Here is a 25934-nt window from a genome sequence, read left to right as displayed (position 1 = left end):
GTGTTGGCTCCTTATCAAATAATCTAAGCAGTATGCCAAAAGCATTAATTTCCATATATAGAAATATCTCAATTACACAATTCCATATTCAGGAACAATGGCGGCTTGATCGCCATTAGGAAAATTCCTACAAAAAGATAAGAAATTTCAGGCTTACGCCATTTAATCAATTCTTAATACTATTCGTCTAAAATGAATTCCATGTATTGAGGACGACATCATGTGCAGAGGCATTAAATTGACCGACCATTCCGGTCTTGAAAAACGAATCGAGTTTCCCCACCCCAAGGCGGCATTGCCGATCCACAGCGCCGAAGGCCATATCAAGTGGCTGCGCTGGGGCAACGACCTTGAAGAGAAAGAAGGCGGCTTTTTCGTCGGCGGCTGGGCTCGCCAAATATCACTGGAACAAGGCAAATGGGACAAGCTCAAGCCAGAACCCGTCGACTTGGTAGCCGAGGAATTCCTGAGCCGCGACCCGGAACGCAATGCGCACTGGATCGACATCCCGCCGGGCCATGCCATCAAAGGCATTATCGCCACCCATCATGACGAGCGCAGGATCTATGTCATCACCACCGAGCCTCCCGAGGAATATGCCTGGATGGATGACCGCTGGCCGTTGATTGCGCCTTCGGCAAGCAATTAAAAACACAAATAAAGAGGCCTGCGATTGCAGGCCTCTTTCTTATTTATTGCCGTGAATCAATGCTTGCCTGGCAGGTTGCAGTATTGGGCAATGTCCTCGTCCAACTCGCTGAACCTCGACTCTTCACCTTCGTGCACCTCGACGACAAACTTGCGTGCATCGCCGTAATCCCCGTTTTCAGCCTTCACACGGTATTCTCCGCAGACAACGCTGGTATCACCGTGACGGACTTCTTCCAAATTCTCCAACTTGGCGGTTTCAGGATTCTCAATATGCTTCAATGCCGTCGCCTTGGCGGTATCCACAGCCTTGCCGTCCAGCATGCGTACCTGGGTAAAAGCGACCCACACCAGTATCAAGGCAATGATGGCAGCAAACAGTTTGGACTTGGATAATCTCATTTCTTCTCCTTTTTATGATGCGAAACAGGTGGCGGCACGCGAGCCGTCATGACCGAAGGCCGTTACATCTTGACGGTGCTTTTATTGAATGCGCCGGACTTCTGGTGACAAATCCCCTTGTCAACCAGCACAGGCCGTTGATAACGCTCGAAGCCGCGCGGCTTGCCAAGGGCTTGCTTATCCTGCAAGGCGTTCTGCTGAGAGGACAGTGAGCGGTCGCTGACGCTCAGCATCGCTCCCTTGTTCATTTGTACCGGCACGGCATGCTGCAGTTCGCTACTGCACATTTCGGCTGCCGGTGCGGCATTGCCTGCGAGGCTGGTCATTGCTAAAAAGGATGACAGAACGAGCACTCGAAAGGTTGTCTTCATCTTATTCTCCTTAACAGTCATGCTGGTGATGATGTTCGATAATGGATCCATGCAAATTATTTGGCATACCGATGAAACTTAACTTGCATTGATGTTGCCCAATTGACTATGGCTCCATCATAGCCAAGCCAGTTGCGCCTCCCCATAGGACGGCGATGATAGTTTTTGTCAGAAGGCGCTGACATCGCGATCCCAAAACACAAACGAAAAAGCCCCGCTTAGCGGGGCTTTCTCTTGCTTGCTACCAGCTGTTTAGAACAACAGCCAGATCAATACCAGGACCGTAATGGGGACACCCAGTAACCATGCGATGATATAAGGCATATATCTCTCCTTTAGCTAATTAATATGTATTTCTGGCTGCGGCATGCACCAGGTTACGCGCAGTCAGGGAACCAGCGACCAAGGCAGCGACCAGGCTCAGCAGGAAACCCAGGGTAGCCCAGAGCGCAAACTTGGCGGCTGCTTCAGCTGCCTTGTCGGCGGCTTCCTTGGCTTTTTCCTTGCCGGCTGCATAAGCGTCCTCAAGCTTTTTCACTTCCTCGTCGGCCTGCTCCTTGGAAACGCCTGTCGCATCCGCCAGTGTGGAAACAACGCGGTCACGATCGATGGCTCGGCTCGCTTCATCAGGATTAGTCAGGTAGCGGCTCAAGGCGTGCCAGTAAGCACCGCCGCCACGATGACCCCTGCCCTGGCCTTCCTCGGTCACCTGTTGATCCACGCTGTTCTTGGCATTGCGGAAGAATTCTTCCACTTCTTGCCTCAGTTCGCCGCCAGGTCCATTGGTCGCAAGCAAGGTACCGCCCGCGACGGCGCCGCTGCCAGCTACGCCGAGCGCGCCTGCGGTGGTCTTGAATGCGCCGCCAGCGAGGTTGGTGAATACGCAAGCGCCCGCGATGGTGGCCAATGCCCAGATGACGATGCCCAGCAATGCGCCGCGGCAACGCGTGATTTCACCGGAGGACAACACGGCAACAATGGTTCCCGCTGTCAGCGAGAATATCCATGACACGATCCACCACAATGCCGCTCCAATGCCAAATGCCTCGGCTGTAGGCGTGCTGCCTGGATCGGTCGGCTCTACGAAACTGAAGCCCACGCCTGTGCCCAACAGGCTCAAGATCAGTTGTATCGCGACCGCCACGGCCAGCCCGGCCAAGATCGCCCGCCATGAAATGGGTAAGACCAGCCAGTCATCCCTCCTTGCTGCTTCGCTATGCAACGTTGCCATATTTGCCTCCTATTGAGTGGTTGTTTTAGTTCTAGCCTCGAATGCGGCTGATAGGCAGATTAGGAGAAGCAGGACAGCGACGTCATCGGTAAACTGCTCGAATAATTGTCAGAACGATCCTACGCGGACAAGCGGACAAACAAACTTCATTTTTTCCTACAAAGAAGCGCTATATTGTCCTACATCGTCGATACCGCATTGTGAGTAGCATATGGGAATCTCTTCATTGCCCTAGACTTAGCGCGCCATGAAAAAAATTGCATTGATCAGCCAGGACAGCTTGGTCAACTATTCGCTCAGCCATCTGCTTTCGCAGCACAAGGAAATGCAGATCAAGCATGTGTTGGCGAATATCGACGAGGAAAAGATCAGGAAACTGCGGGCCAAGCGGCAGCTCGACTTGGTCATCGTCTGCGTGTCTTCCTGCAAGAGGGACGGGTTGGAGCTGCTGTCGCACTTGCGCGGCATTGCGCCGCATATCCCCGTGCTGTTGCTCAGCAATACCGAAGACGAGCATTTCCTCCTCAACTTCATCCGTTGCGGCAGCAAGGGCTACCTCGACAAATATGCTGGTGAAGGCGACCTGCTCCAGGCCATAGAAACGGTGTCTGACGGAAAATATTATCTGCCGGAAAAACTCAGGCTGGCACTGCAGGCGGAACAAGAGCCCCTCCCGCACGAGCAGCTTTCCAAGCGCGAATTCCAGGTGTTCCTGAAATTCATCCAGCGCAAAACCATTGCCACCGTGGCGCGCGAATTGAACGTCACCGCGGGCGCCGTCAGCGTGTTCCGCAGCCGGGTATTGAAGAAACTCAACTTCAAAAGCAATGCCGATTTCATCTTCTACGCATTGCAACACCACTTGCTGACATTGCCAGACATACAACCCCAGCACTCCCCCACCTAGCATGCATTGGCAGTCAGGCTGTGATGCAGCCCGACTGCTTAGCCTGTTCACGATCTTTTTGTGGCGTGACGCGTGAACAGGCCCTTGTGCCTACTTTTCCATCCAGAGGAATTGGTCATTATCGGTCTTGATGAAGAAATGGCCGTTCTTGTCTATCTTCAATGCGCGAATGCGGTATTCGCTCAACACCGGCTCGGCATATATCAGACGCTCGCCTTCCTTGCGCATGTATAGCAGGGAATTGGCGGCCATCCCCGCGACGAAGAAGCCGCCTTCCCAATACTCGTTCTTGCCGGTCTTGGGATATTTGGCGATCGCGCCCACGCCTATGGAGGGGTTGAATACGAACGCGGGCTTCTCGAACTTCTCGTGCGAGTTGTACTTGTTGCCGTAGTAGTTGCCCATGCCCTCGCGCTCATATAGGGTGCCGTAGCTCACCACCGGCCAGCCGTAGTTCCGGCCATGCTTGATGAGGTTGATTTCATCCCCGCCCTTGGGCCCGTGCTCGGTTTCCCACAACTCGTTGCTTTCACGGTCGAAATACAACCCGCCGGAAGGCGAGCGCAAGCCCGAGGCATAAATCTCGGCGCTAGAATCACGCAGGTTGATCTTGATCATCTTGCCGAGCGCGGTGGTTGGGTCTTGCACCCCGTCGGGCTTGGAAAAATCCCCCACGCTCAGGAACATGGTGTCGTCATCCGCGCCCAATACCAGCTTGCCACCCACTTGGTGGCCGAGGAAAGGCTCCTTGATCGCCGGGTAGGTGACGAAGATATCCTTGCGGAAAGTCAGCTCGGCATTCTCCTGGTCGAGCTCGAAGGCGGATACCGCCAGCCTGGCGCCGTTCGCCTCGTGGTCCCAGGTGGTATAGGCCACATAGAGGGTATTGCCAACCAGCAATGAATCCTTGACCCCGGCGAGCTCCTTGCAATACACCAGGTTGTCATAATCATCGCCCTTGCTTTCCTCGCGCTCTTCCAGCCCGGGCTTGGTCAATGCGTCGGCGTTCTTGGTAATCTCGATCTCATTGGATTCGTTGATCTTGGTGAAATAGACCTCGCCACACTTGGTAATGAAGAGAAATTGCTTGTTGCCCAGCATTTCGAAGGGGCCGGTGGGATATTGATCGCTGAACGGCAGCTCGCGGACTTCGAGCTCTTCGGTGCCGAAGATCGAGGATAGCTTGGCCTGGCGCGGGTCTGGCACCATTTCATCCACATCGACGCTGGCAAAATAGCCCTGGCCGAAAGGCCACCATTGCATGTGGTATTGACCTGCCCCGGCAAAAAACAACGCAATGCCAATTATCAGGAGCAACAGAGAAATAAAAAACTTTTTGTATTTTTTAATAATATGCATACGCTGCCTTATTCATGTTGATTTGTATAGGAAATTTCTGCAGCAGAACTCCCTTTCCAAATGACAAGCGCATTGATCAAAAGTTGCTGAGCCGTCAGCTCATGCTGTCGCACTCTGCCTCTTCCGCCACATGCCAACGGTTGCGCCCCGCCAGTTTTGCCTTATACATCGCCTTGTCGGCTTGCCGCAACAAAACATCGTCGGTGATGTGCTGCTCGGAGCTCAATGCAATGCCGATGCTGGCGGAAATGTGCAGCCCGCCTTCCACCGGGCGCGCCAGTTCCTGCACCAGCTTCTCGGCAATCCTGATGGCATCCTCAGCCCCGTGGATATCCTCCAACACCACGACGAACTCGTCCCCGCCCAGGCGGGCGGTCACGTCGCTCACCCGCGTCACCTTGCGCAGGCGCGCAGCCACCACCTGCAGCACCAGGTCGCCGGCAGCGTGGCCATAAGTATCGTTGATTTCCTTGAAGCCATCCAGGTCGATCAGCAGCACCGCCACGAGGCCCTTGTCCCGTCCTGCCCGGGCAAGCGCGCGCTTGAGGCTGTCGTTCATGAGGGTGCGGTTCGCCAGCCCGGTCAAGGCGTCGTGCAATGCCATGTAGCGTAGCTCGCGCTCCTTGTGGCGCAGCTGGGTGTTGACCGCCTCGATTTCCTTGGTGCGCAAGGCGACCCGCTCTTCCAGGTCGTGTTCCGTCTTGATCAGGGCATCCACGAGCTCCTGCTTGGCGTTCAGCGTGTCGCGCTGCGCCTGCTCCTTTTCCTTGCGCATGATGGTGATGCGGTCCGCCAGGGCAAATGACAGCATAAGCATCTCGATGGCGGAGCCGAGCTGCATGGAATAGATGGTGAAGGCGTTGGTGGGCACCCAGCCGAGATTGCGCAAACCGAGTATCACGACCCCGGCCAGTACCGCGCTCCATGCCAGCAGGAAATAGAACGCGCCCGGGTTCCTGCGCATATAGGATACGACCGCCACTGAGGTGACGAACAATGAAAACACCACGCCCGACAATGACACCAGCAAGGCCGAAAACCGGTATGACAGCGCCAACGGCGACAGCATGATCAAGGCAAACAATACGGCGAACGCGAGCATCAGCCGGTCCAGCCTAGGAAAGTTGCCGCGCGTGTTCAGGAAGATGCGGCTGAAAAACACGCCGAAGAAACCAGTCGCCGCCATGCCGCAAGGCAGGGCAATATTGCCCCACTCTGGCCAGGCAGGCCAGAGGAACTGGTTCCCCAGGCCGTTCAACGATGCCTGCGCCACCACCATGCTGCCGACGAAAGCCACGTAAAACAGGAACACGGTTTCGCGCGTAGAGAGGTAGATCAGGAAATTGTAGAAAAACAGGGCAAGAAGGGCGCCGTAATACAAACTCAGCAAAGAATAGGCGTACTGGTCATGCGCATGCATCGCCTTGACCTGCCAGAGGTTGACCGGCACCGTCAACGTCCCCTGCGACACGACCTTGATGTAAATGACATGCTCCCCCGCCGGCAGCTTGAGCGGGAAGACCAGGTTGCGGTGCGGGTAAGGCCGCTGGTTGAAAGGATAAATATCGCCAGCCACCTGCCGCTGATAGACGCCGTTACTGTCCGGGCTATACACCTCGACATGGTCCAGGGAGGCAAAAGCGACTTCCAGCAGGCGGTCCTCGACGCTATCGGCCGCCACCGACACCGGCAGCGCAAACCAAAACGAGGAGCGGGAGTAGCCCAGGTTGACGTTGCCTCGCTCATTCAGCGCAGGCTTCCATGCGCCGTCCTGCTGCAAAGCCGGCAAGTCCTGCAACGCAAGCTGATGGCCCGGATCCTCCAGGTATTGCAGGAACGGGCCGGCGTGCGCCAACGCATGGCTGGCATCCAGGCGCAACGCGGCAGGTTGCGCCCAGGCCCAGGCATGGCAGATCAGCAGCAGAATCAATATGACTAGCCTACGCAACCACTCCCCTTCTCCGCGTTATGATGTTATTGCATCATGACGACAATATCTCCTGCTGATGGCGGGAAACAAACTCCATAATGTTGTTTGCCGGCAGGGGCTTGCTGAAATAATATCCCTGAGCACTATCACAGCCCTGGGCGCGCAAATATTCCAATTGTGCTTCAGTTTCGACGCCTTCCGCCACCAGCCCCAATCCCAGAATGCGCGCAAGCGCGATGGTGGCGGCACAAATCGCCGCGTCATTCGGGTCGGTCTCGATGTCCTTGACGAATGAGCGGTCTATCTTCAGGCGCGTCAAGGGCAGCAGCTTGAGATAACTCAGGGAGGAATATCCGGTGCCAAAGTCATCGATCGCCAACGCGACCCCCTTGTTCTTCAGTTTCTTCATGCGCGGGATGGTCTGCTCGGGATCGTCCATGGCCGCGCTTTCGGTGATCTCGAGCTCAAGCATTCCCGGCTTGATATTATGCGCCGAAATCAAGCTGTCAATCAGGGTAAACAGATGCCTGGATTTTAATTGACGCGCAGAAATATTGACAGAAATACATACCTCTTCCAAACCTTGCTGGCTCCACTGGCTGATTTGCCGACACGCCTCGCGCAACACCCACTCGCCCAGCGGAATCACGAGGTTGCATTCCTCCGCGATCCTGATGAACTTGTCCGGGTACACCATGCCCCATTCCGGGTGGTTCCAGCGCACCAGGGCTTCCATGCCAATAATGCGCCCGGTGGCGATCTCCACCTGCGGCTGGTAGTGCAGCTCGAACTCGTCCCGCAGCAATGCCTGGCGCAAATGGTTCTCCATATGCATGCGCTCATTGATTTCCTCGCGCATCTTTTCGGTGAAGAACTTGAAATTGTTCTTGCCGGAAGACTTGGCCTCATACATCGCGGTATCGACATTCTTGAGCAGGCTATGGGCGTCGCTGCCGTCGCGCGGGGAAATCCCGATGCCGATGCTGGAAGACGAATGTAGCTCATAGCCCTCGATCAGGTAAGGCTGGGCCAGGCGCTGCAACACCTGCTCCGCCACGCGGCCCACTATCTGCGGCGCCTGCTGGTTATCGAGCACGATCACGAACTCATCCCCGCCAAGCCGGGCCACCAGCCCCTGGTCGGCAACACAGGAAACCAGGCGCCTCGCCACTTCCACCAATAGCTGGTCCCCGACATGGTGCCCCAGAGTGTCGTTGATGATCTTGAAGTTATCAAGGTCGAGGATCATTACGCCGATGGGCTGCGCGTTTGCCAGCCGCTCCTCCAAACCGTTGTAGAGGCTCATGCGGTTCGGCAGGCCGGTGAGCGTATCGGTATGCGCGAGGTCATGGATCCTGGCCTCGTTGGCCTTGCGATCGCTGATATCGCTGAAGGTATTGATGTAGCACTCGGCCCTGCCGTCCTGGCCGGTCACGGTGGTAATGGTCAGCGCCACGGGGAAGACATGGCCTTGTTTATGCCGCATTAAGGTCTCGCCCTGCCAGACGCCTTTCTCGCTGACGGAAAAATAAGCCTGCTGCCGGCTTTCCGCCATCATGTGCTCGGCCGCAAGAAAACTGACCGGCATGCCCAGCAACTCCTGCGCCGAATATCCCGTCAAGTCGGTGACAGCGGGATTAATGCCGATCACTTCATCGGCCGGGCTGGCAATCAGCATGCCTTCGCTCGAGGAGGTGAATACGCTGGTGGCCAGGCGCGTCCTGGCGTCACGCTGACGCAGTTGCTGGATGGTCCGCAGCCAGACATAGGCGAGCGTCGCCAAGGCCAGAGCCAGCGATACGCCGATCCAAAAAATCCAGTCGTCCGGCTGCGCCAGGTGCCCCCAGCCCTTGGTCGGCATGCTGGCAAGCTGCCAGTAAACATGCCCGTCCAGGGTAATATCCAGCAACACCGGGTTATGGCTGAACAAGGCGCTGTCCCCGCTGATCATTTCAGCATAGCCGCGGTCATCCAGGCGCCGCAGGGCATAACTCAAGACCGGGCCGTGCACCTGCAAGCCCGCTGCCTGCAATAGGCTGTCGATATCCAGCGCGACCGAAGCGGCACCCCAATAGGATTCCTGGCCGGCCTGGTCAAACACGAACAAAGGCAAGCGGTGCACCAGGCCGCGCCCGCCCTGCACCAGGTCAATCGGCCCGATCAATTCGGGATGCCGCGACTCCTCCAGAGAGACCTCCTGGCCGGTCGCCTGGGCCTGGTAGCGCAACCCGAGCAGCTTTTCATTGCCTGCCAGAGGATATACGTAGCGCACCACATTGCCTGGTGCCATGGTGATGGTTTTGAGGTGGCGCCCGTAATGTACCAGGCTGGCCACGACGCGGTTGAAACTGTCGGCATTGAAATTGGGGTTGGCGGCGACATAGGTCGTCAGGCCCAGCCCAAGATGGATGGAACTGTTCAGCTCACCTTCGATACGCGCACGCACGCCTGCGGCCAAGGTCGTCACGTAATGGCGCTCTTCCTTGACCTTGGCTTGATGGTCAATCTCGTGGATATAGAAAGCGAGGCCAAGCAGGGAGATACCGATCAGGACTGCGACGATCAGGGGCGAGTAAAACCTCCATCCTCCTGGTGCAATGCTGAATTGGCCGCCCTGGTCAGAAAACATGTTTTTTTAAGTTCTTTGGTTTGAAAATGGTGCACCAATTGTAACTTGGCTTGCCGGCCCATTGACCGGTAAAAGAGAATGGGAAGCCGCCCCTTAATCAATTAACGGCTGGATCTAGGAAAGATTGAATTTTTTAGGCAGCCTAGGCCGGTAGTGGATGGTGTGATTCGTGCTTGCAATACCGTACATAATTCAGCACGGAGGACACGGCGATGATCCTGATCCTGCTTGTCGCCTTGATTGTACTATCGCCCCTGGCAATGACGAATGCGTTTTCACATATCCTGCTGGTCAGCATTTATGCAGGGCTCGCCCACCTAGCGAGCTTCATTGCGATCGCCGCCCTGCTGCGCCATGTCATGCGCCGGCAACAGGTTGCCAACTGGCGCGCAAGGCGGCTGCGCTCGTGATGTCAGTTACTGCCAGACATACCCAAGGTTGAAGATCAGCGCACTATCCGTGCTCTTGCGTCCTTCAGCCGGCTGTCCGGCCCAATCCAGGTTGTACTGGATCGAGGCGTTGAAGTTGTTGATGATGGGGAAGCGCAAGCCGGTCTTGGTGAAAGCCAGCGCATTGCTTGCGCTGTCCAGGCCCAGCAGGACTTCGTGCTCATGGAAGAACTGGGTGCTGCCGCCGAAGACGCGCTGATCGTACTTCAACGCCCAACGTGCGCCCGGGTAGCTCTCATTCTCGGCCTCATAATAATTGACCGTCACATAGTTCAAACCGCCTTCGACGAAGAGGTTGAGGTCAGGCCGTTCATATACCTGGTAACCGCTACCGACGCCGGTTGTCGTTCGCAGCTTGATGTCACGGAAGCGGTCGTTTTCCAGCGTGTTGTTGGCATAGACGTACCACTTATTGCTGATGAATCGGTCCAGCTTGATGGAGGAGCGGTTGTTGAACTGCGTATTCTCGCCGTTGTTGGTCGCGCGGTTGACCACGGCGGCCACTGTCAGGCGGTGATTGAGCGTACGCGCGATCGATTCGCCATCAAGACGGATCGTGGTGGTGTCGGTATTACCCTGCGTGACGGAACCGCCCAGGTTGATACGGCCGCTCCAGTTGACCCCGACGCCGGACAATTCTGGCGTGGGGTTGATGTAAAGCAGGTCGGCCAAGGGAATCTCTTTCTCCTCGTACTGCTTCTTGCCGTCCTCCTCGTCATCCAGCTGCACCAGCTTGATCGTGGCCTTGCCATTATCGTAGCTTTCCAGCGTCGTCTTCAGGTTGGAGCGGTCTGTCAGCGTCACGGCCAGCGGCTCATCGGTCTTGATGGTCTCGATCTCGGACCAAGTAACCTGGATGTCGCCCGCATACGAGGTCTTGAACACCACCTTCTCGTTGAATTTACGCACCACCTTGCCGGTGATGACGTCACCATTCTTCAGGCGGATCTCATCTGCCCCGGCCGATAACGGCAATACTCCCAAGCCTACCGCCACGGCACTGGCAATAGTGAAGCCTTTCCACACAACACGATACAAAATTGATCCTTTCTGGCTCCGTCCCTTGCGGGACTTTGGCCCATAATCCGACATAGAACGATGTTCAAATTTTCAAACTGCGAATGACTTGTGACACACACCTGTCCCATGGTCAATCAACTGCAACACGGCTTTAGCTGATACTGACTTCGCGCTTCACAGGCTTGTCCTGGAAAGCTTCCCGAACAGACTCGCCCATCGATAGGCCGGACGGGCGGATGAAATGCAACTTGATTAAAACTAGATATCCGTAATGGCTATTATTCTATTCTTCAATAATCGATGAGATCAAACCTCGGCCAAAGAGTTCAGCATCAGTATGCTCCAGCCTACGATCGCAGCGCCGATTATGCGAAAATAGCTATCCCACTACACTGCATCCCGAGGAAGAGTCCGCATGAACAAGCCCGCCATCATCCTGCTTGCCGCACTGTCGCTGCACGGTACTGCCGCATTGGCCGTATGCAAGGACTATGGCAACTTCAAGCCGGAAGACGGCAGCCAGGTTGTCGGCGGGGTCGCATTCGCGGACTACAAGGAAGACAAGATAGACGCCTACTTTTACGGCGAAATGTGCTGGACCGCCTCCGAAATCGCCGAGGAAGGCAACCGCCGTATTTTCTACAAGCTAATCGCCGGCCATGATGCCAACGGTCGTATCGCAGGCTACGTGCCGCTTGCCGAATCGGCGCCCGCCATGTTCACTTGCCCGCAAGGCAGCGTGCAAGCCCCGTTCGATGGCTACTTCGACAAGGTAGACGGCCCCAGGCCCGGCTTCCGCACCCTGGTTTGCAAAACCACGCAAACTGCGCCATAAGTTTGACATCTGCGGGCAATATCATGTCCGCAACCGCACAAACCCAGGCATGAAGGCTTGCATAAAGCTATAATAATCAACTTTTTTACAATACCAATACCGTGCCATGCCTGGTTACCCTCCGGGCGGCGGTGAGAAAAGAATGAGCCCATACCAGAAAATTGCGACTGACGATGTTCGCATCAAGGAAATCAAGGAGCTGAGATTACCGTCCGAGCTGCTTGAGGAGCTGCCCGCCAGTACCGCCATCACCGACAACATCGTGGCTACCCGCAGCGCCATTCATAAAATCCTGCACAGCGCCGACGACAGGCTGCTCGTCATCATCGGCCCCTGCTCCATCCACGACTATGATGCGGGGCTGGAATACGCCCGCCGCCTGGTCGCGCTGCGCGCGCGCTTCGAGCACGAATTGCTGCTCGTGATGCGGGTCTATTTCGAAAAGCCGCGCACTACCGTGGGCTGGAAGGGCCTGATCAACGACCCATTCCTCGACGGCAGCTACCGCATCAACGAGGGCCTGGAACTGGCACGCCGCTTCCTGCTGGACGTCAACGCCCTCGGCATGCCTGCCGGCACAGAGTTCCTCGACGTCATCACCCCGCAATACACCGCAGACTTGGTCAGCTGGGGAGCGATCGGCGCTCGTACGACCGAATCGCAGATCCACCGCGAACTGGCCTCGGGCCTCTCCTGTCCGGTAGGCTTCAAGAACGGCACGGACGGCAATATCCGCATTGCGGTCGACGCCATCAAGGCAGCGGCCAGCCCGCACCATTTCCTCTCCGTGACCAAGGAAGGCCGTTCCGCCATTATATCCACCAGCGGCAACGAGGATTGCCACGTCATCCTGCGCGGCGGCAAGACGCCGAACTACGATGCCGCCAGCGTGGAAGATGCCGCGCGCGAGCTCGCCAATGCGGGATTGGCCGCCAAGGTCATGATCGACTGCTCGCATGCCAATAGCCTCAAGCAGTTCAAGCGCCAGATCGACGTCGTCGCCGACGTCACCAGCCAGATTGCCAGCGGCGACGACCGCATCGTAGGCCTGATGATCGAATCGCACCTCAATGAAGGCAGGCAGGACCTGATCCCGGGTTGCCAGCTCGAATACGGCAAATCGATCACCGACGGCTGCCTAGGCTGGGACGACTCCATCACCCTGCTCGACAGCCTGGCCGAAAGCGTACGCCAACGCCGCAAGCGCCAGGAAGAAACCGAGTAAGGCCGCGAACCGGAACCTGACATGCAGTCCTCAGCCTCATGGCGGCTGATGCAGGCAAGCGACTTGCCAGCCGTCATGCAGATAGCTGCGCAAGTGCATCCCGGCTATCCGGAAGACCTGGCGATCTTCGCCGAGCGCCAGCAGCTGTACCCGCAAGGTTGCTGGATACGGCAACAAGCAAGCCACATCTGCGGCTACCTCGTCAGCCATCCGTGGCAGCTCGGCATGCCTCCCAGCCTCAACAGCCTGCTGCAGGCGCTGCCCAGCCGGGCAACCACCTATTACCTGCACGATATTGCCCTGCTGTCGTCCGCGCGCGGCGCGAATGCCGCTGGCGATATCCTCGCGCAACTATATGCACAGGCCGCACATGAACGCCTGGACAACCTCTCGCTTATCGCCGTCAATCGCTCGCTCCGCTTCTGGCAGCGGCAACAATTCCAAGCAGCCAATCATCTTGTCCCGGCAGCAAAATTACAAAGTTACGATCGTGCCGCTAGCTACATGGTGCGTACGCTGGCTTGATTCAAACCTGCTCAAGCGGCAGGCATAAAAAAGCCCGGCTAGGCCGGGCCGTTTGTACGCAATATCCTATTTTAATGAACTGGAGCCGATGCCGCCGATTGCGCGGGTTTGGGCTCATGCATAAGCAGCAAGGCCAACCCTGCCCCGATTCCCGCAGCAGCCGCGCCCAGCAGGAAAGCAAGCTGGTAGCCGGCCAGTAACGCCGACGGCAAGGCATTACCCTGCGCCAGCCACTTTTGGCTCACCAAGGCGGCCAGGCTTGCCAATACAGCCAATCCCACCGCGCCGCCCATCATGAAGGCCGTATTCACCACGCCGGACGCCAGGCCGGAATCTTCGGGCGCCACATCATTCATTGCCGCAAGCAGCAATGGATTGAAAGCGATGCCGCCGCCCAGCCCCAGCAGTACCATGGAAGGGAATATATCCAGCCAGAACATGCCATCCAGCGGCGCACGGGCGAACCATCCCAAGCCTAGCGCCGCCAGCACCAATCCCAGCGTCAACGAAGCGCGAATCCCGATGCGCATCACCAGCCACGCAGACAAGCCAAGAGAGAACAAGGCCATCACCACATTGGCCGGCAGGAACGCCAACCCCACCTGCAAGGCGTCGTAACCCAACACGAACTGCATATACAGCGCCGACATGAAGAACCAGGCGAACAATGCAGCCGCCCAGAGCACGGCCACCACATTGGCCACCGACACATTACGCTTCCGGAACAGGCTCAAGGGCATCAATGGCGCAGCCACGCGCAATTGCAAGCCGATAAAACATGCAAACAACAACCCGGCCAGGGCAAACAAGCCCAATGTCTCACCGGAAAGCCAGCCCGTCTCGTTGCCATTCACAATCGCATATACCGCCAGCATCATCGACGCCGTAATACTCAACGCACCGGCAACATCGAGCTTCTGCGGACGCAACTCGGCGCCATGCGCAGGCAGCAGCCGCAAACACAGCCCATAGACCACAATCCCGATCGGCAAGTTGACGAGGAAGATCCAATGCCAGCTCAAGGTGCTTGTAAGCAGTCCGCCCAACAACACCCCCAGACTGCCACCGCCCGCACAGACAAACCCGTAAACCCCCATCGCCTTGGCACGCTCGCCCTGCTCGGTGAACAGATTCATGATCAACGACAACGCCACCGCCGACACCACCGCCCCGCCGAGCCCCTGCACGGCGCGCGCCCAGACCAATTGCTGCTGCGTCGCGGCCATCCCGCAAATCAGCGAGGCCAGCGTGAACGACGCAATCCCGATCAGGAACAAACGCCGCTGGCCGAAGAAATCCCCCAGCCGGCCGCCGAGCAGCAGAAAACCGCCGAAGGTGAGCATATAGGCGTTCACCACCCACACCAGCGAAGTTTCGCTGAACCCAAGGTCGGCCCGGATCGACGGCAGCGCCACATTCACGATCGTGGTATCGAGCACGATCATGAGCACGCCGAAACACAAGACGATCAACGCCAGCCAGCGGTTATGGGTTTGTGCATGATGGCCTGTTTGCATAGCGCTAACCTCACAATCAAAAATGCCAGGCAACAAGCCTGGGAAGAAAAATCAATTTGAAGATACGGCCTTGAAACGAAAAAAGGGTTAGCTAAAAAGCTAACCCTTTGATATTCCTGGTGGGCCGTGCGGGACTCGAACCTGCGACAAACGGATTAAAAGTCCGCTGCTCTACCAACTGAGCTAACGGCCCTTGAGATGAGACTCTCATCTCGGAAAGCGCGCAATTATGAAGAAAAGCGCCGGTGGCGTCAATGCTGGATTGCAATTTCCTTTGCTTCAGCAACCCATCCCATCAAGCAATTCCGGTGCAAGCCTATGCGCAGGAAAGGATTTCCCGGCGCATCACCTCATGCCGGGAAAACGGCCCTGCATTGCGCGCATGATTTTGCTCATGCCGCCCTTCGAGAACATTTTCATCATTTTCTGCACTTCCTCGAACTGGTTGAGCAGGCGGTTGACTTCCTGCACCTGCACCCCTGCGCCGGCGGCGATGCGGCGCTTGCGCGTGGCCTTGATGATGTCCGGCTTGCGGCGCTCCAAGGGGGTCATGGCATTGATGATGCCCTCGATGCGGCGCAACGCCTTGTCGCCAGCTTCATTATTGACCTGGCCCATCATGCCGGAAATCTGGGCGGGCATCTTGTCCATCAACGAACCCATGCCGCCCATCTTGCGCATTTGCAGCATCTGCGCCTTGAAGTCGTCAAGGTCGAAGTTCTTGCCGGACTTGACCTTGTCAGCAAGTTTCTTGGCTTCGTCCAGGTCTACATTCTTCTGTGCCTGCTCGATCAGCGAAAGCACGTCGCCCATGCCCAGCACGCGCGACGCCATGCGCTCGGGATGGAACAATTCGATGCCATCGACTTTCTCGCTCACGCCGATGTACTTGATCGGTTTGCCGGTGACATGGCGCACGGACAATGCCGCGCCGCCGCGGGCATCGCCGTCGAGCTTAGTGAGCACCACGCCGGTCAATGGCAGGGTTTCGCCGAAGGCGCGCGCGGTATTGACCGCATCCTGGCCCTGCATGGCATCGACCACGAACAAGGTCTCGATCGGGTTGAGCAAGCCGTGCAGTTGTTTGATTTCGGCCATCATGGCTTCGTCGATGCCCAGGCGGCCCGCGGTATCGAAGATCAGCACGTCATAGAAGTGACGCTTGGCGAAGTCGAGCGCCTGGGCGGCGATATCCGCCGGCTTTTGCGTCGCGTTGGAATCGAAGCAGTCCACTTCCAGACTCTTGGCCAGGGTTTTCAACTGCTCGATCGCGGCAGGCCGGTAGACGTCGGCACTGGCCAGCAGCACTTTCTTTTTCTCGGCCTTCAGCAGCCGCGCCAGCTTGGCGGAGGTAGTGGTCTTACCGGAACCCTGCAAGCCTGCCATAAGGACGATGGCGGGAGGATTGGTGGCAAGGTTGAGGCCGACATTCTGCTCGCCCATGAGGCGGGTGAGTTCTTCGTGCACGACCTGGATCACGGCCTGGCCCGGAGACAGGCTTTGCAGCACTTCTCGGCCTACCGCGCGCTCCTTCACCTGGCTGACGAAATCCTTGACCACCGGCAAGGCCACATCGGCCTCCAGCAATGCCATGCGCACTTCGCGCATGGCGTCGGTGATGTTCTCTTCCGTGAGGCGGGCGTGCCCGCGTAAGGTTTTGACGACTTGCTGTAATCTGCTGCTGAGGTTTTCGAACATGATGGATACCAGTGGCGGCCGCCGTGGATTAACGCGTGCGTCAGGCGGCTGCATGTTATAGTGTTGTGAATATATGAATTCTAACCCAAGTCATCCCGTATGATTGCGTTTCTACCCGTTATTACCGCATTGATTTACCTGTTGGTGGCCGTCAATTACTGGCGCCAGACCAAGACCAGCGACGCATCGACTCCTTCCAAGCAGAATTGGCAGTCCGGCCTAATCGCCGTCGGGCTGGTGCTGCATGCGCTCTCGCTCTATTGCCACTTGTTTTCGCAGGGGCTCAACCTGAGCTTTACCAATGCGCTTTCCACCATCCTCTGGCTCACGGTATTGATTTACTGGATCACCAATATCAAACACCACCTGCATAGTCTGCAGGCATTCGTATTACCGCCAGCGGCCTTTTTCGTATTGCTACAGGCATGGCAGCCTGAATCGCACGTGATCCCCTACGCCGACCAGCCCTTGTTCGTGGCCCACCTGGTGATTGCGATGCTGGCCTACAGCCTGCTGACCTTTGCCGCGCTGCATGCATTGCTCATGACCGCCGCCGAACGCAAGCTGCACCAAAAATCGAGCTGGCTCAAGCTGCCCGACTTCCCGCCGCTCATGACGATGGAAACCCTGTTGTTCCGCATTATTACGCTAGGGTTCGTCCTGCTGACGCTGACCTTGATCAGCGGCATGATGTTCTCGGAGCTGTTGTTCGACCAGCCGTTCCAATTCAATCACAAGAACGTGTTCACCATACTCTCGTGGCTGATCTTCGGCGGGCTGCTGTTTGGCCGCTACCGTTATGGCTGGCGCGGACGCACCGCGGTGCGCTGGACCTTGAGCGGTTTTGTCGTGCTATTGCTGGCTTATGCAGGCAGCAAGTTCGTGCTGGAAGTCCTGCTGCACCGCTAAAGCAGCTAACAAAACACTTCTGGCTATATATCAACGCAGGCTGATGACAGGCCAGCCCGCTTCCTCCGCATACGTCTTGAGCGTAGGGTCCGGATCCACCGCCACAGGCTTGTCCACCAGCTTCATCAATGGCAGGTCATTATGGGAGTCGCTGTAGAACCAGGTAGTTTCGAAGTCGCTTAATGCCTGGTTGCGCTCTTCCAGCCACTCGTTGAGCCGCGTGATCTTGCCGGCCTGGAAGCTCGGGGTTCCCGTCACCTTGCCGGTAAACCTTCCATCCACTTCCTCTGGCGTGGTGCCAATCAGGTTATCGATGCCGAACTCGTGCGCGATCGGGGTGGTCACAAAGCTGTTGGTCGCGGTAATGATCATGAGCAGATCGCCATTCTGGCGGTGCTTCTCCACCAATGCGCGCGCCTTGTCGGTGATCATGGGACGGATTTTCTGCGCCATGTATTCACGGTGCAAGGCGTCCAGCTCGCTGCGCGGACGTTCGCTCAGGGGCTTGAGCTGGAAATCCAGGAAGGCGTAGATATCAAGCCGGCCGGCCTTGTAATCCTCATAAAAGGCAAGATTCTTGGCCAGGTGCTCCTGCTCGTTGAGCAAGCCCTTGCTGATGAGGAACTGGCCCCACTGGAAATCGCTGTCCCCAGCCAGGAGCGTGTTATCGAGGTCAAACAATGCGAGCTGCAAAATGTTTCTCCGTCTACGGCAAAAATTGTTAGAGTTTAGCTTATGAACCTGAAGTATGCGACCTTAACCATCCCATGCCGCAAGGCGATCCAGGGCAATGAACCTGCCTGACTACCTGGTTCCGGCCGCCTGGCAATGGGTTGCCAATGCGCTGGCGCTGGCCCTGCTTGCCTATGCCGTCATCAAGTCTCCCTGGAAGCATTTGAGCGATCCGGCATTGCAACACGTGTTCCTCGGCTCCATCGTGGCATTGATGGTGATCTGGAGCGTCAAGGCAGGCATACGCCCCGGCCTCAACATCCACCTGCTGGGCGTCACGGTCTTGTGCCTGATGTTCCGCTGGCAACTGGCGCTGATCGCGCTGGCGTTGATCCTCGTCAGCGTCACCGCATTCGGCATGGCGGGATGGCAAACGCTGGGCATCAATTTCCTCATCATGGCGGTGATCCCGGTGGCCTTCAGCTACAACCTGTTCCGCCTGGTGGACAGCAAGCTGCCCAACCACTTGATCATCTACATCTTCGCCTGCGGCTTTCTATGCGCGGGACTCACCATCAGCCTGTGCGGCTTGAGCGCGGTGCTGATGCTGAGCGGCATGCAGGCCTACCCGCCCGACTACCTGTTCAGCAACTACCTGCCCTATTTCATCCTGATCGCCTGGTCGGAAGCTTTTCTCACCGGCATGGCGGTCACGCTGATGACGGCGTTCCGCCCCCACTGGCTGGCCACGTTCAGCGACAAGCGCTACCTGAAAACCAAGCATTGATTGCCAGGGCATTGACAGCTTAGCTGCGCCGCCCTAACGGCAATACCAGGACCACCGCAAGCATGATCAGGATCAGCGCAAAGAACTCCGCGCTGCCAACGGCCTCTCCCGCCAGCCACGCCCCCAGCAGCAACGCGATCAGCGGGTTCACGAACGCATAGCTGGTCGAGAGCGCAGGCCGCACTGTATTGAGCAAGTACAGGTAGGCGCTATAGGCGATCAGCGAGCCGAACACGATCAGGTACAGCAGGGCAAACGCTGCCTGCATCGACACGGTTTGCGGCACGGCCTCGCCTCTTGTCCAGCTTGCCGCTGCCAACAACGCGCCTCCGCAGAGCATTTGCGCCGCACTCGCCATCGCCCCTTTCGGCATGGGCAAGTGCCTGCCCCAGGCGGAGCCGAAGGCCCAGCTTGCTGCCGCGACCAACAATATGACGGCGCCCAATGGGCTGGCCTGCATCTCCTCTCCCAGGTTCAGCACCACCACGCCCGCCGTCCCGACCAGGATGCCGGCCCATTCGCGTTTTGTCGGCACATGCGCCCAGATGCCGGCGAACACGGCAGCCCACAAGGGCATGGTGGCAACCGCAAGGGCCGCCACGCCTGAGGATACTTCCTGCTCGGCATAGGCCACCCCGCCGTTGCCCACCGCAAGCAACAAGCCGCCCACGAGCAATGCGCCGCCCCACTCCTTGCCCGTGGGCGCCCGTGCTCCCTGCCTGCGCAGGAACAGATACAGTATCCCGCCTGCCGCCAGGAAGCGCATAGCGGCCATCATGAACGGCGGCAGGCTTTCAATCGCGATGCGCATGGCCAGGTAAGTCGAGCCCCAGATGAAATACAGCGCGAACAATGCGAGTCCGATCAATAAATGCTGGCGAGAGAAACGCACACCTTGTCCTTTCCAGGCTTGTACCGGCTTTGCAGCAATAAAAAAGGCGCCTTGGAGGCGCCTTGCTTAATCATCAACCATTTACAGGTGGAAATCGCCAGCGGCCTCGGGCTGGTAATCAATCTTCAATATCCTGTACTGGCGCACGCCTCCCGGCATGGCCCAGTCGATCACGTCGCCGACCCGGTATCCCAGGATGGCAGTGCCCAAGGGAGCCACCACCGAAATGCGGTTGGCCGAAGCGTCCGCATCGGCAGGAAACACCAGCGTGCAGTGCATCTCATGCCCATTCGCCTCGTCGCGCAGCAGCACGCGCGAATTCATGGTCACCACATCCGCGCCGACCTGCTCGGAGGCCACTTCTTCGCTGCGCGCCAGTTCATCTTCGAGGCGGGTAAGGTTGCCTGCCTCGGGGAAGCCGTTCTTGCGCAGTTGCTCAATCATGGAAAACAGCCGGTCCATATCAAAACTTGTTACCTGGATTGCACCTTGCAACATGGGGATTCCTTTACTTTTACCTTGATGATATTCGATCGTTAAATGAATGAATGCACTATACCTGCGGATGTGCCCGCTCGGCATTCGCATGCAGTTTATTGAGGGCGTTCAGGTAGGCCTTGGCCGAGGCGATCACGATATCCGTATCCGCCCCATGCCCGTTGACGATGCGCCCGCCCTTGGACAACCGCACCGTCACCTCGCCCTGCGCATCGGTGCCGCTGGTGATGTTGTTGACGGAATACAGCAGCAGCTCGGCGCCGCTGCTGATAATCTTCTCGATAGCCTTGAACGCCGCATCGACAGGGCCGCCGCCAGTAGCGTCCGCACGGCGCTCGACGCCATTCTCCGCCACGGTCACCTCCGCATGCGGCACTTCGCCCGTCTGCGACGCCACATGCAGGTAGCTCAGCTTGAAGCTTTCCTCGTTGACCACGTTATCGCTGACCAGGGCCTGGATATCCTCATCGAATATCTCGGACTTCTTGTCCGCCAACTCCTTGAAGCGCGCGAATGCCGCATTGAGCGCATCCTCGCTTTCCAGGGTGATGCCCAGCTCGGTGAGACGGGTGCGGAAAGCATTGCGCCCGGACAACTTGCCCAGCGTCAGCTTGTTGGCGCCCCAGCCCACATCTTCCGCACGCATGATCTCGTAAGTCTCGCGGTGCTTGAGCACGCCGTCCTGGTGGATGCCGGACTCATGGGCGAACGCGTTCGCGCCGACGACAGCCTTGTTGGGCTGCACCGGATAGCCGGTGATCGTCGATACCAGCTTGGATGTCGTCACGATCTGCGTGGTATCGATGGTGGTATCGAGCTGGAACACGTCGCGGCGGGTCTTCACCGCCATCACCACTTCCTCCAGGCTGGCATTGCCCGCCCGTTCGCCCAGGCCGTTGATGGTGCACTCCACCTGCCGCGCGCCGGCCAGCACGGCAGACAGCGAGTTCGCCACCGCCATGCCGAGGTCGTTGTGGCAGTGGGTCGACCACACCACCTTGTCGGAGTCCTTCACGCGCGCAATCAGTTGCGCCATGCGCTCGCCCCATTGCTGCGGCACGGAGTAGCCCACGGTGTCAGGCACGTTGATGGTCTTGGCGCCTGCCGCGATTACGGCGTCAAACACCTGCACCAGGAAATCGATGTCGGAGCGCACGGCATCCTCGGCAGAGAACTCGACGTCGTCGGTATATTCCAATGCCCACTTCACTGCCTGCACGGCACGCTCCAGCACCTGCTCAGGCGTCATGCGCAGCTTGTTCTGCATATGGATCGGGCTGGTCGCGATAAAAGTATGGATGCGGCGCTTCCTGGCCGGGCTGATCGCCTCTCCCGCGCGGCGGATGTCGTTCTCGTTGGCGCGCGCGAGCGAACAGACGGTGGACTCGGTAATCACTTCGGCAATGGCGCGGATGGCATCGAAATCCCCGGGGCTCGCCGCTGCAAAACCGGCCTCGATCACATTCACGCCCAGCTTTTCCAGTTGACGGGCGATTCGCAGCTTCTCTTCCTTGGTCATGGCCGCGCCAGGGCTTTGCTCGCCGTCGCGCAGGGTGGTATCAAAAATGATGAGCTGGTTCTGTGTCATGGCCTGAAATTCCATCAACGTTTGGGTTTATGAGCGGAAGCGTCTCAGTAGGTATGGCTAAAGCTGGGCAGGAGCAATACTAGCGCGGGCTGCGCAGCATCAGGCTCGCCGGGGCCAAGAAAGCCCGGGCAAGGGGGAAATCCGGATTGTGCCTGAAGTTCTGCATAGGTGATTGAATATAATTCTTTTCCTCCCGCAAGGCAAGCCGAAGCCCTGGCATGCCTGCGGATTCAAGCCGGCAACTTGGCGCGTGGGCGAATTTGAGGCACGATGGCGGACATTAACCCGCAATCGCTTACAGGCCAGCATGTCCCATATCACATTTCCATTACGCACCTTTTTCCTACGTGGGCTGAAAAGCGCATTTTTCCAGCGAGTGAATGTTGAAGGACTGCGGATCAGCCCATTGCAGCTACTATTGATGCTGGCGATTACCACTGCCGGCAGCATCCTGATGGGACGGCTGGTGATCATCGGCCAGGCGGAATTCTTTCCCAAGGCGTTGCTCTGGGGCTGGCTGGTCGTGCTGCTGTTGCTATGGCTGTGCTGGTACCTCAGCGACCACGCGCGCACGCACGGCCTGCAGGTGCAGGCCGCCGCATTGTTTGCCATCGGCACCGCGCAGGCGTTCGTGCTGGATATCCTCAGCACCTTGGTCTATGTCGGCCTAATCCAGCCGCAAGGCCTGGATGGATCCGCCTGGCACTGGGCACTGTATATCGCCACCACCACCTGGGCGGCGCTGGCCTTCTGGCTGCTGCTGACACGCAGCACGCAAGTGCCGGGCAGACTCATCTTGCTGACCGGGATATTCGCGTTTGGCGCGCCGCTGATCGTGCATTTTTCACAAGCCCCCATGTACTGGCTGCCTTATGAAGAGGATAGCGCCGGCACGGACAACAGCCTGCAGCTGACCCAGGAAAAGCTGGAAACCCAACTGCAGCTCGCCAGCAAGCAACGTGCAGCCGTCAAGCCTGAGCGGCCAGGCGTTGTCGACCTGTTCAGCATCAGCTATGCGCCTTATGGCGACGACGAGGTATTCCTGCGCGAGAGCAGCATGGTCAATGCCGTCATCGAGGAGCGCTTCGATGCCGCAGGTCATATGCAGGAGCTCGTCAACCACCCTGCCACCCTGGAAACCCTGCCATGGGCCAGCCTCGAAAACCTGGAGCGCGCCATTAACCGCGCCGCAGACCTCATGAATACCGAGGAAGACTTGCTGTTGATCTACCTTACCTCGCATGGCGCGCAGAACGGGGAACTCGCTGCCTCGCTCTGGCCGTTGGAAATGGACATGCTCACCCCGCAGGCCCTCAACCTGTGGTTGGACAAGGCAGGCGTCAAGTACCGCGTCATCGTGGTATCGGCGTGCTATTCCGGCAGCTGGATAGCGCCGTTGCAGAACGAGAACACGCTGATCATGACCGCAGCCGACGCCACCCATACCTCATTCGGCTGCGGCAGCGGCTCGGAGTTGACCTTCTTCGGCCGCGCCTTGTTCGACGAAGCCTTGCGTAACACCTATTCATTCGAAGAGGCTTTCCAGCATGCCCTGCCTGTCATCCGCAAGCGCGAACAGCAAGCAGGCAAGACGGATGGCCCTTCCAACCCGCAAATCCATGTCGGTGAAAAAATAAAGCCCGTGCTGCAGGCGTTGCAGCACGGGCATTGATCCAGCAAGCGCTTAGTTTTATTGACCGGGAGGAGCGGACTGGTCGGCAGCGGCGGGCTTCGGCTTGCGCTTGCCCCATAGCCAGAGGATATAGCCTGAGACCCCGTAGGCCAGGAACACGGCGAACAGCACTTCCGGCGGACTGTAGGAAATCAGCACGAACGCCAGCACGATCAGCAGGATCACGACGAACGGCACGCTGCGGCGCAGGTTGATGTCCTTGCCGCTGTAGTAACGCAGGTCGCTCACCATGGATAGGCCGGCAAACAAGGTGATGAACCATGCCACCCACTGCATCTTGACGGCATCAAAAAACACCTCCGTGCCGCTCACGTGGTTTTCATACGACACCCAGACCAGCCCGGCAAGCAGGGCAGCAGCCGCAGGGCTGGGCAGGCCCTGGAAATAGCGCTTGTCGCTTTCGTCCAGCTTGGTGTTGAAGCGCGCAAGGCGCAAGGCCGCACCGGCGCAATAGATGAAAGCAGCGATCCATCCGAGCTTGCCCAGCGGTTTCAGGGCCCAGACGTACATCACCAATGCCGGCGCGACGCCGAACGACACCATGTCGGACAGGCTGTCGTACTCGGCGCCGAACGCGCTTTGCGTATTGGTCATGCGCGCCACCCGGCCATCGAGGCCGTCCAGGACCATGGCAATGAAAATCGCCACGGCGGAATGCTCAAAGTTGCCGTTCATGGCCTGCACAATCGCATAGAACCCGGCAAAAAGCGCCGCTGTGGTGAACAGATTGGGCAACAGATAAATGCTGCGCTCGCGCAGGCCGGCCTCCATGAAGGAGCGGTGGCGGTGTGGACGGTTGGGAATGTCAGCCATTCAAGCATTTCCTCATTGAACGATCGTGCAGGATATCTGCACGCAAAACTGCGCACAGTATAGCAAGCACATGGCCATCATGCGCGCGCTCGATACCATATAAAGCGTCAGTCCATGGTAGTATCGCGGCTTGAATTTTGGCTAAGCATCATGGAATTTACCCTTATCAAGCAAGACGGCGCCGCGCGGCGTGGCACCGTCAGCCTCGCGCACGGCGATGTGCAAACCCCGGCCTTCATGCCGGTCGGCACTTATGGCTCCGTCAAGTCGTTGTCCCCGGTCGAAGTGCGCGACACCGGCGCGCATATCCTGCTCGGCAACACCTTCCACCTCTGGCTGCGCCCCGGGCTGGAAGTCATCAGCGAATTCGGCGGCCTGCACCAGTTCATGGGCTGGGACGGCCCCATCCTCACCGACTCGGGCGGCTTTCAGGTTTGGAGCCTGGGCGACCTGCGTAAGATCACCGAGGAAGGCGTGCGCTTCCGCTCCCCCATCAATGGCGACAGCTGTTTTCTCACGCCTGAAGAGTCCATGCGCATTCAAAAAGTGCTGAACTCGGACATTGTCATGATCTTCGACGAGTGCACGCCCTATCCCGCGACGCATATCGAAGCGCGCGACTCCATGCGCCTCAGCCTGCGCTGGGCCGCGCGCAGCAAGGCCGCGCACCAGGGCAACCCGAACGCGCTGTTCGGCATCATCCAGGGCGGCATGTACGAAGACCTGCGCGACGAATCGCTGGCCGGGCTCGCCGAGATCGGCTTCGACGGCTATGCGATCGGCGGCCTCTCGGTAGGCGAACCCAAGGAAGACATGCTGCGCATCCTCGCTCACACCGCGCCGCAAATGCCGCAGGACAGGCCGCGCTACCTCATGGGCGTGGGCACGCCGGAAGACCTGGTCGCCGCCGTAGCGCACGGCGTGGATATGTTCGACTGCGTGATGCCGACCCGCAACGCGCGCAACGGCTGGCTGTTCACGCGCCATGGCGACATCAAGCTCAAGAACGCGCGACATCGGAAGGATACGCGACCGCTGGACGAGGACTGCAGTTGCTATACCTGCCGCCACTTCAGCCGCGCCTACCTGCACCACCTGCACCGCAGCGGCGAGATCCTCGGCGCACGCCTCAACACCATCCACAACCTGCATTACTACCAGGAATTGATGGCCGGGATGCGCCAGGCCATTGAGCAAGGCCGGTTTGCCGCTTTCGCTAGCGAGTTCAGGCAAGGGCGGCAGAAATTGCAGCAAGCAGCATAATCCAGCGCATATGCCACAATATGTTAGAATTTTGGGCTAATATTTTGCGCTTCAAGTATTTCTACCCATTGAA

At 58.0% G+C, this 25934-nt stretch carries 24 protein-coding genes and 1 tRNA gene; 10 read left to right on the top strand and 15 right to left on the bottom strand.

What is annotated here, in order from left to right; translation table 11 throughout:
* Positions 1-220 precede the first annotated feature (220 nt).
* A complete protein-coding gene (locus ACKF11_RS01415) occupies positions 221-649 on the top strand; it encodes a hypothetical protein (protein ID WP_407995696.1) in 429 nt (142 codons plus the stop codon).
* Positions 650-705: 56 nt separating this feature from the next.
* On the opposite strand, the gene ACKF11_RS01410 is transcribed toward ACKF11_RS01415, so the two are convergent.
* The 3 genes from ACKF11_RS01410 to ACKF11_RS01400 form a co-directional block, all read right to left on the bottom strand.
* Positions 706-1050, bottom strand: coding sequence for a hypothetical protein (locus ACKF11_RS01410; protein WP_407995695.1), 345 nt, complete (start codon positions 1048-1050; stop codon positions 706-708).
* Between the two features lie 62 nt (positions 1051-1112).
* On the bottom strand, positions 1113-1421 hold the full coding sequence (locus ACKF11_RS01405; RefSeq protein WP_407995694.1) for a hypothetical protein: 309 nt from the start codon (positions 1419-1421) through the stop codon (positions 1113-1115).
* A 343-nt stretch (positions 1422-1764) separates the two neighbouring features.
* A complete protein-coding gene (locus ACKF11_RS01400) occupies positions 1765-2652 on the bottom strand; it encodes a hypothetical protein (protein WP_407995693.1) in 888 nt (295 codons plus the stop codon).
* Positions 2653-2899: 247 nt separating this feature from the next.
* On the opposite strand from ACKF11_RS01400, the gene ACKF11_RS01395 reads away from it, so the two are divergent.
* Positions 2900-3559, top strand: a complete 660-nt coding sequence (locus tag ACKF11_RS01395; RefSeq protein WP_407995692.1) for a LuxR C-terminal-related transcriptional regulator — start codon at positions 2900-2902, stop codon at positions 3557-3559.
* Between the two features lie 90 nt (positions 3560-3649).
* Here the strand turns inward: ACKF11_RS01395 and ACKF11_RS01390 are convergent, their stop codons facing one another.
* From ACKF11_RS01390 to ACKF11_RS01380, 3 genes are all read right to left on the bottom strand, one after another.
* A complete protein-coding gene (locus ACKF11_RS01390; protein ID WP_407995691.1) occupies positions 3650-4822 on the bottom strand; it encodes a PQQ-dependent sugar dehydrogenase in 1173 nt (390 codons plus the stop codon).
* A 190-nt stretch (positions 4823-5012) separates the two neighbouring features.
* Positions 5013-6866 (bottom strand): diguanylate cyclase domain-containing protein, encoded by a 1854-nt coding sequence (locus tag ACKF11_RS01385; protein WP_407995690.1) that lies wholly within the window; start codon positions 6864-6866, stop codon positions 5013-5015.
* Between the two features lie 34 nt (positions 6867-6900).
* A complete protein-coding gene (locus ACKF11_RS01380) occupies positions 6901-9477 on the bottom strand; it encodes a bifunctional diguanylate cyclase/phosphodiesterase (RefSeq protein WP_407995689.1) in 2577 nt (858 codons plus the stop codon).
* Between the two features lie 212 nt (positions 9478-9689).
* On the opposite strand from ACKF11_RS01380, the gene ACKF11_RS01375 reads away from it, so the two are divergent.
* Positions 9690-9887 carry a hypothetical protein gene (locus ACKF11_RS01375; protein ID WP_407995688.1) on the top strand — a complete coding sequence of 66 codons (198 nt, stop codon included), beginning with the start codon at positions 9690-9692 and terminating at the stop codon, positions 9885-9887.
* Positions 9888-9893: 6 nt separating this feature from the next.
* Here the strand turns inward: ACKF11_RS01375 and ACKF11_RS01370 are convergent, their stop codons facing one another.
* Entirely contained in the window at positions 9894-10964 is a 1071-nt protein-coding gene (locus tag ACKF11_RS01370) for a DUF481 domain-containing protein (protein WP_407995687.1), read from the bottom strand.
* Between the two features lie 397 nt (positions 10965-11361).
* On the opposite strand from ACKF11_RS01370, the gene ACKF11_RS01365 reads away from it, so the two are divergent.
* The 3 genes from ACKF11_RS01365 to ACKF11_RS01355 all read left to right on the top strand — a co-directional run bounded on the left by ACKF11_RS01365 (position 11362) and on the right by ACKF11_RS01355 (position 13531).
* Complete coding sequence (locus tag ACKF11_RS01365; RefSeq protein ID WP_407995686.1) at positions 11362-11781, top strand: hypothetical protein; 420 nt, start codon at positions 11362-11364, stop codon at positions 11779-11781.
* Positions 11782-11923: 142 nt separating this feature from the next.
* Entirely contained in the window at positions 11924-13006 is a 1083-nt protein-coding gene (gene aroG / locus ACKF11_RS01360; protein ID WP_407995685.1) for a 3-deoxy-7-phosphoheptulonate synthase AroG, read from the top strand.
* Positions 13007-13027: 21 nt separating this feature from the next.
* A complete protein-coding gene (locus tag ACKF11_RS01355; protein WP_407995684.1) occupies positions 13028-13531 on the top strand; it encodes a GNAT family N-acetyltransferase in 504 nt (167 codons plus the stop codon).
* Positions 13532-13602: 71 nt separating this feature from the next.
* Here the strand turns inward: ACKF11_RS01355 and ACKF11_RS01350 are convergent, their stop codons facing one another.
* The 3 genes from ACKF11_RS01350 to ffh all read right to left on the bottom strand — a co-directional run bounded on the left by ACKF11_RS01350 (position 13603) and on the right by ffh (position 16746).
* Positions 13603-15048, bottom strand: a complete 1446-nt coding sequence (locus tag ACKF11_RS01350) for a DHA2 family efflux MFS transporter permease subunit (protein ID WP_407995683.1) — start codon at positions 15046-15048, stop codon at positions 13603-13605.
* 117 nt (positions 15049-15165) lie between these two features.
* Positions 15166-15241: transfer RNA gene (locus ACKF11_RS01345), tRNA-Lys, on the bottom strand.
* Positions 15242-15393: 152 nt separating this feature from the next.
* A complete protein-coding gene (gene ffh / locus ACKF11_RS01340; protein ID WP_407995682.1) occupies positions 15394-16746 on the bottom strand; it encodes a signal recognition particle protein in 1353 nt (450 codons plus the stop codon).
* Between the two features lie 99 nt (positions 16747-16845).
* Here ffh and ACKF11_RS01335 point away from each other — a divergent pair, with 99 nt between their 5' ends.
* A complete protein-coding gene (locus ACKF11_RS01335) occupies positions 16846-17655 on the top strand; it encodes a cytochrome C assembly family protein (RefSeq protein ID WP_407995681.1) in 810 nt (269 codons plus the stop codon).
* Positions 17656-17685: 30 nt separating this feature from the next.
* Here the strand turns inward: ACKF11_RS01335 and ACKF11_RS01330 are convergent, their stop codons facing one another.
* The gene (locus tag ACKF11_RS01330; protein WP_407995680.1) at positions 17686-18348 is read right to left on the bottom strand and encodes a histidinol-phosphatase; all 663 of its coding nucleotides are present in this window, start codon (positions 18346-18348) and stop codon (positions 17686-17688) included.
* A gap of 97 nt (positions 18349-18445) precedes the next feature.
* On the opposite strand from ACKF11_RS01330, the gene ACKF11_RS01325 reads away from it, so the two are divergent.
* Positions 18446-19114: an energy-coupling factor ABC transporter permease gene (locus ACKF11_RS01325; protein WP_407995679.1), complete on the top strand. Its 669-nt coding sequence runs from the start codon at positions 18446-18448 to the stop codon at positions 19112-19114.
* Between the two features lie 19 nt (positions 19115-19133).
* On the opposite strand, the gene yedA is transcribed toward ACKF11_RS01325, so the two are convergent.
* The 3 genes from yedA to ACKF11_RS01310 form a co-directional block, all read right to left on the bottom strand.
* Positions 19134-20006, bottom strand: coding sequence for a drug/metabolite exporter YedA (gene yedA, locus ACKF11_RS01320; RefSeq protein WP_407995678.1), 873 nt, complete (start codon positions 20004-20006; stop codon positions 19134-19136).
* A gap of 81 nt (positions 20007-20087) precedes the next feature.
* Positions 20088-20504, bottom strand: a complete 417-nt coding sequence (gene rnk / locus ACKF11_RS01315; RefSeq protein WP_407995043.1) for a nucleoside diphosphate kinase regulator — start codon at positions 20502-20504, stop codon at positions 20088-20090.
* Between the two features lie 55 nt (positions 20505-20559).
* Positions 20560-22092, bottom strand: coding sequence for a 2-isopropylmalate synthase (locus ACKF11_RS01310; protein WP_407995677.1), 1533 nt, complete (start codon positions 22090-22092; stop codon positions 20560-20562).
* 406 nt (positions 22093-22498) lie between these two features.
* On the opposite strand from ACKF11_RS01310, the gene ACKF11_RS01305 reads away from it, so the two are divergent.
* Entirely contained in the window at positions 22499-23764 is a 1266-nt protein-coding gene (locus tag ACKF11_RS01305) for a C13 family peptidase (protein ID WP_407995676.1), read from the top strand.
* Between the two features lie 18 nt (positions 23765-23782).
* Here the strand turns inward: ACKF11_RS01305 and pssA are convergent, their stop codons facing one another.
* A complete protein-coding gene (pssA, locus tag ACKF11_RS01300) occupies positions 23783-24598 on the bottom strand; it encodes a CDP-diacylglycerol--serine O-phosphatidyltransferase (protein WP_407995675.1) in 816 nt (271 codons plus the stop codon).
* Between the two features lie 150 nt (positions 24599-24748).
* On the opposite strand from pssA, the gene tgt reads away from it, so the two are divergent.
* A complete protein-coding gene (gene tgt / locus ACKF11_RS01295; protein ID WP_407995674.1) occupies positions 24749-25861 on the top strand; it encodes a tRNA guanosine(34) transglycosylase Tgt in 1113 nt (370 codons plus the stop codon).
* The last annotated feature ends 73 nt before the right edge of the window (positions 25862-25934 follow it).

This window comes from Methylobacillus draconifructus, assembly GCF_045984385.1.
Classification (GTDB): Bacteria; Pseudomonadota; Gammaproteobacteria; order Burkholderiales; family Methylophilaceae; genus Methylobacillus; species Methylobacillus flagellatus_A.
Note: the sequence above shows the minus strand (reverse complement) of the source record. Positions and strands in the feature narration are given on the sequence as shown.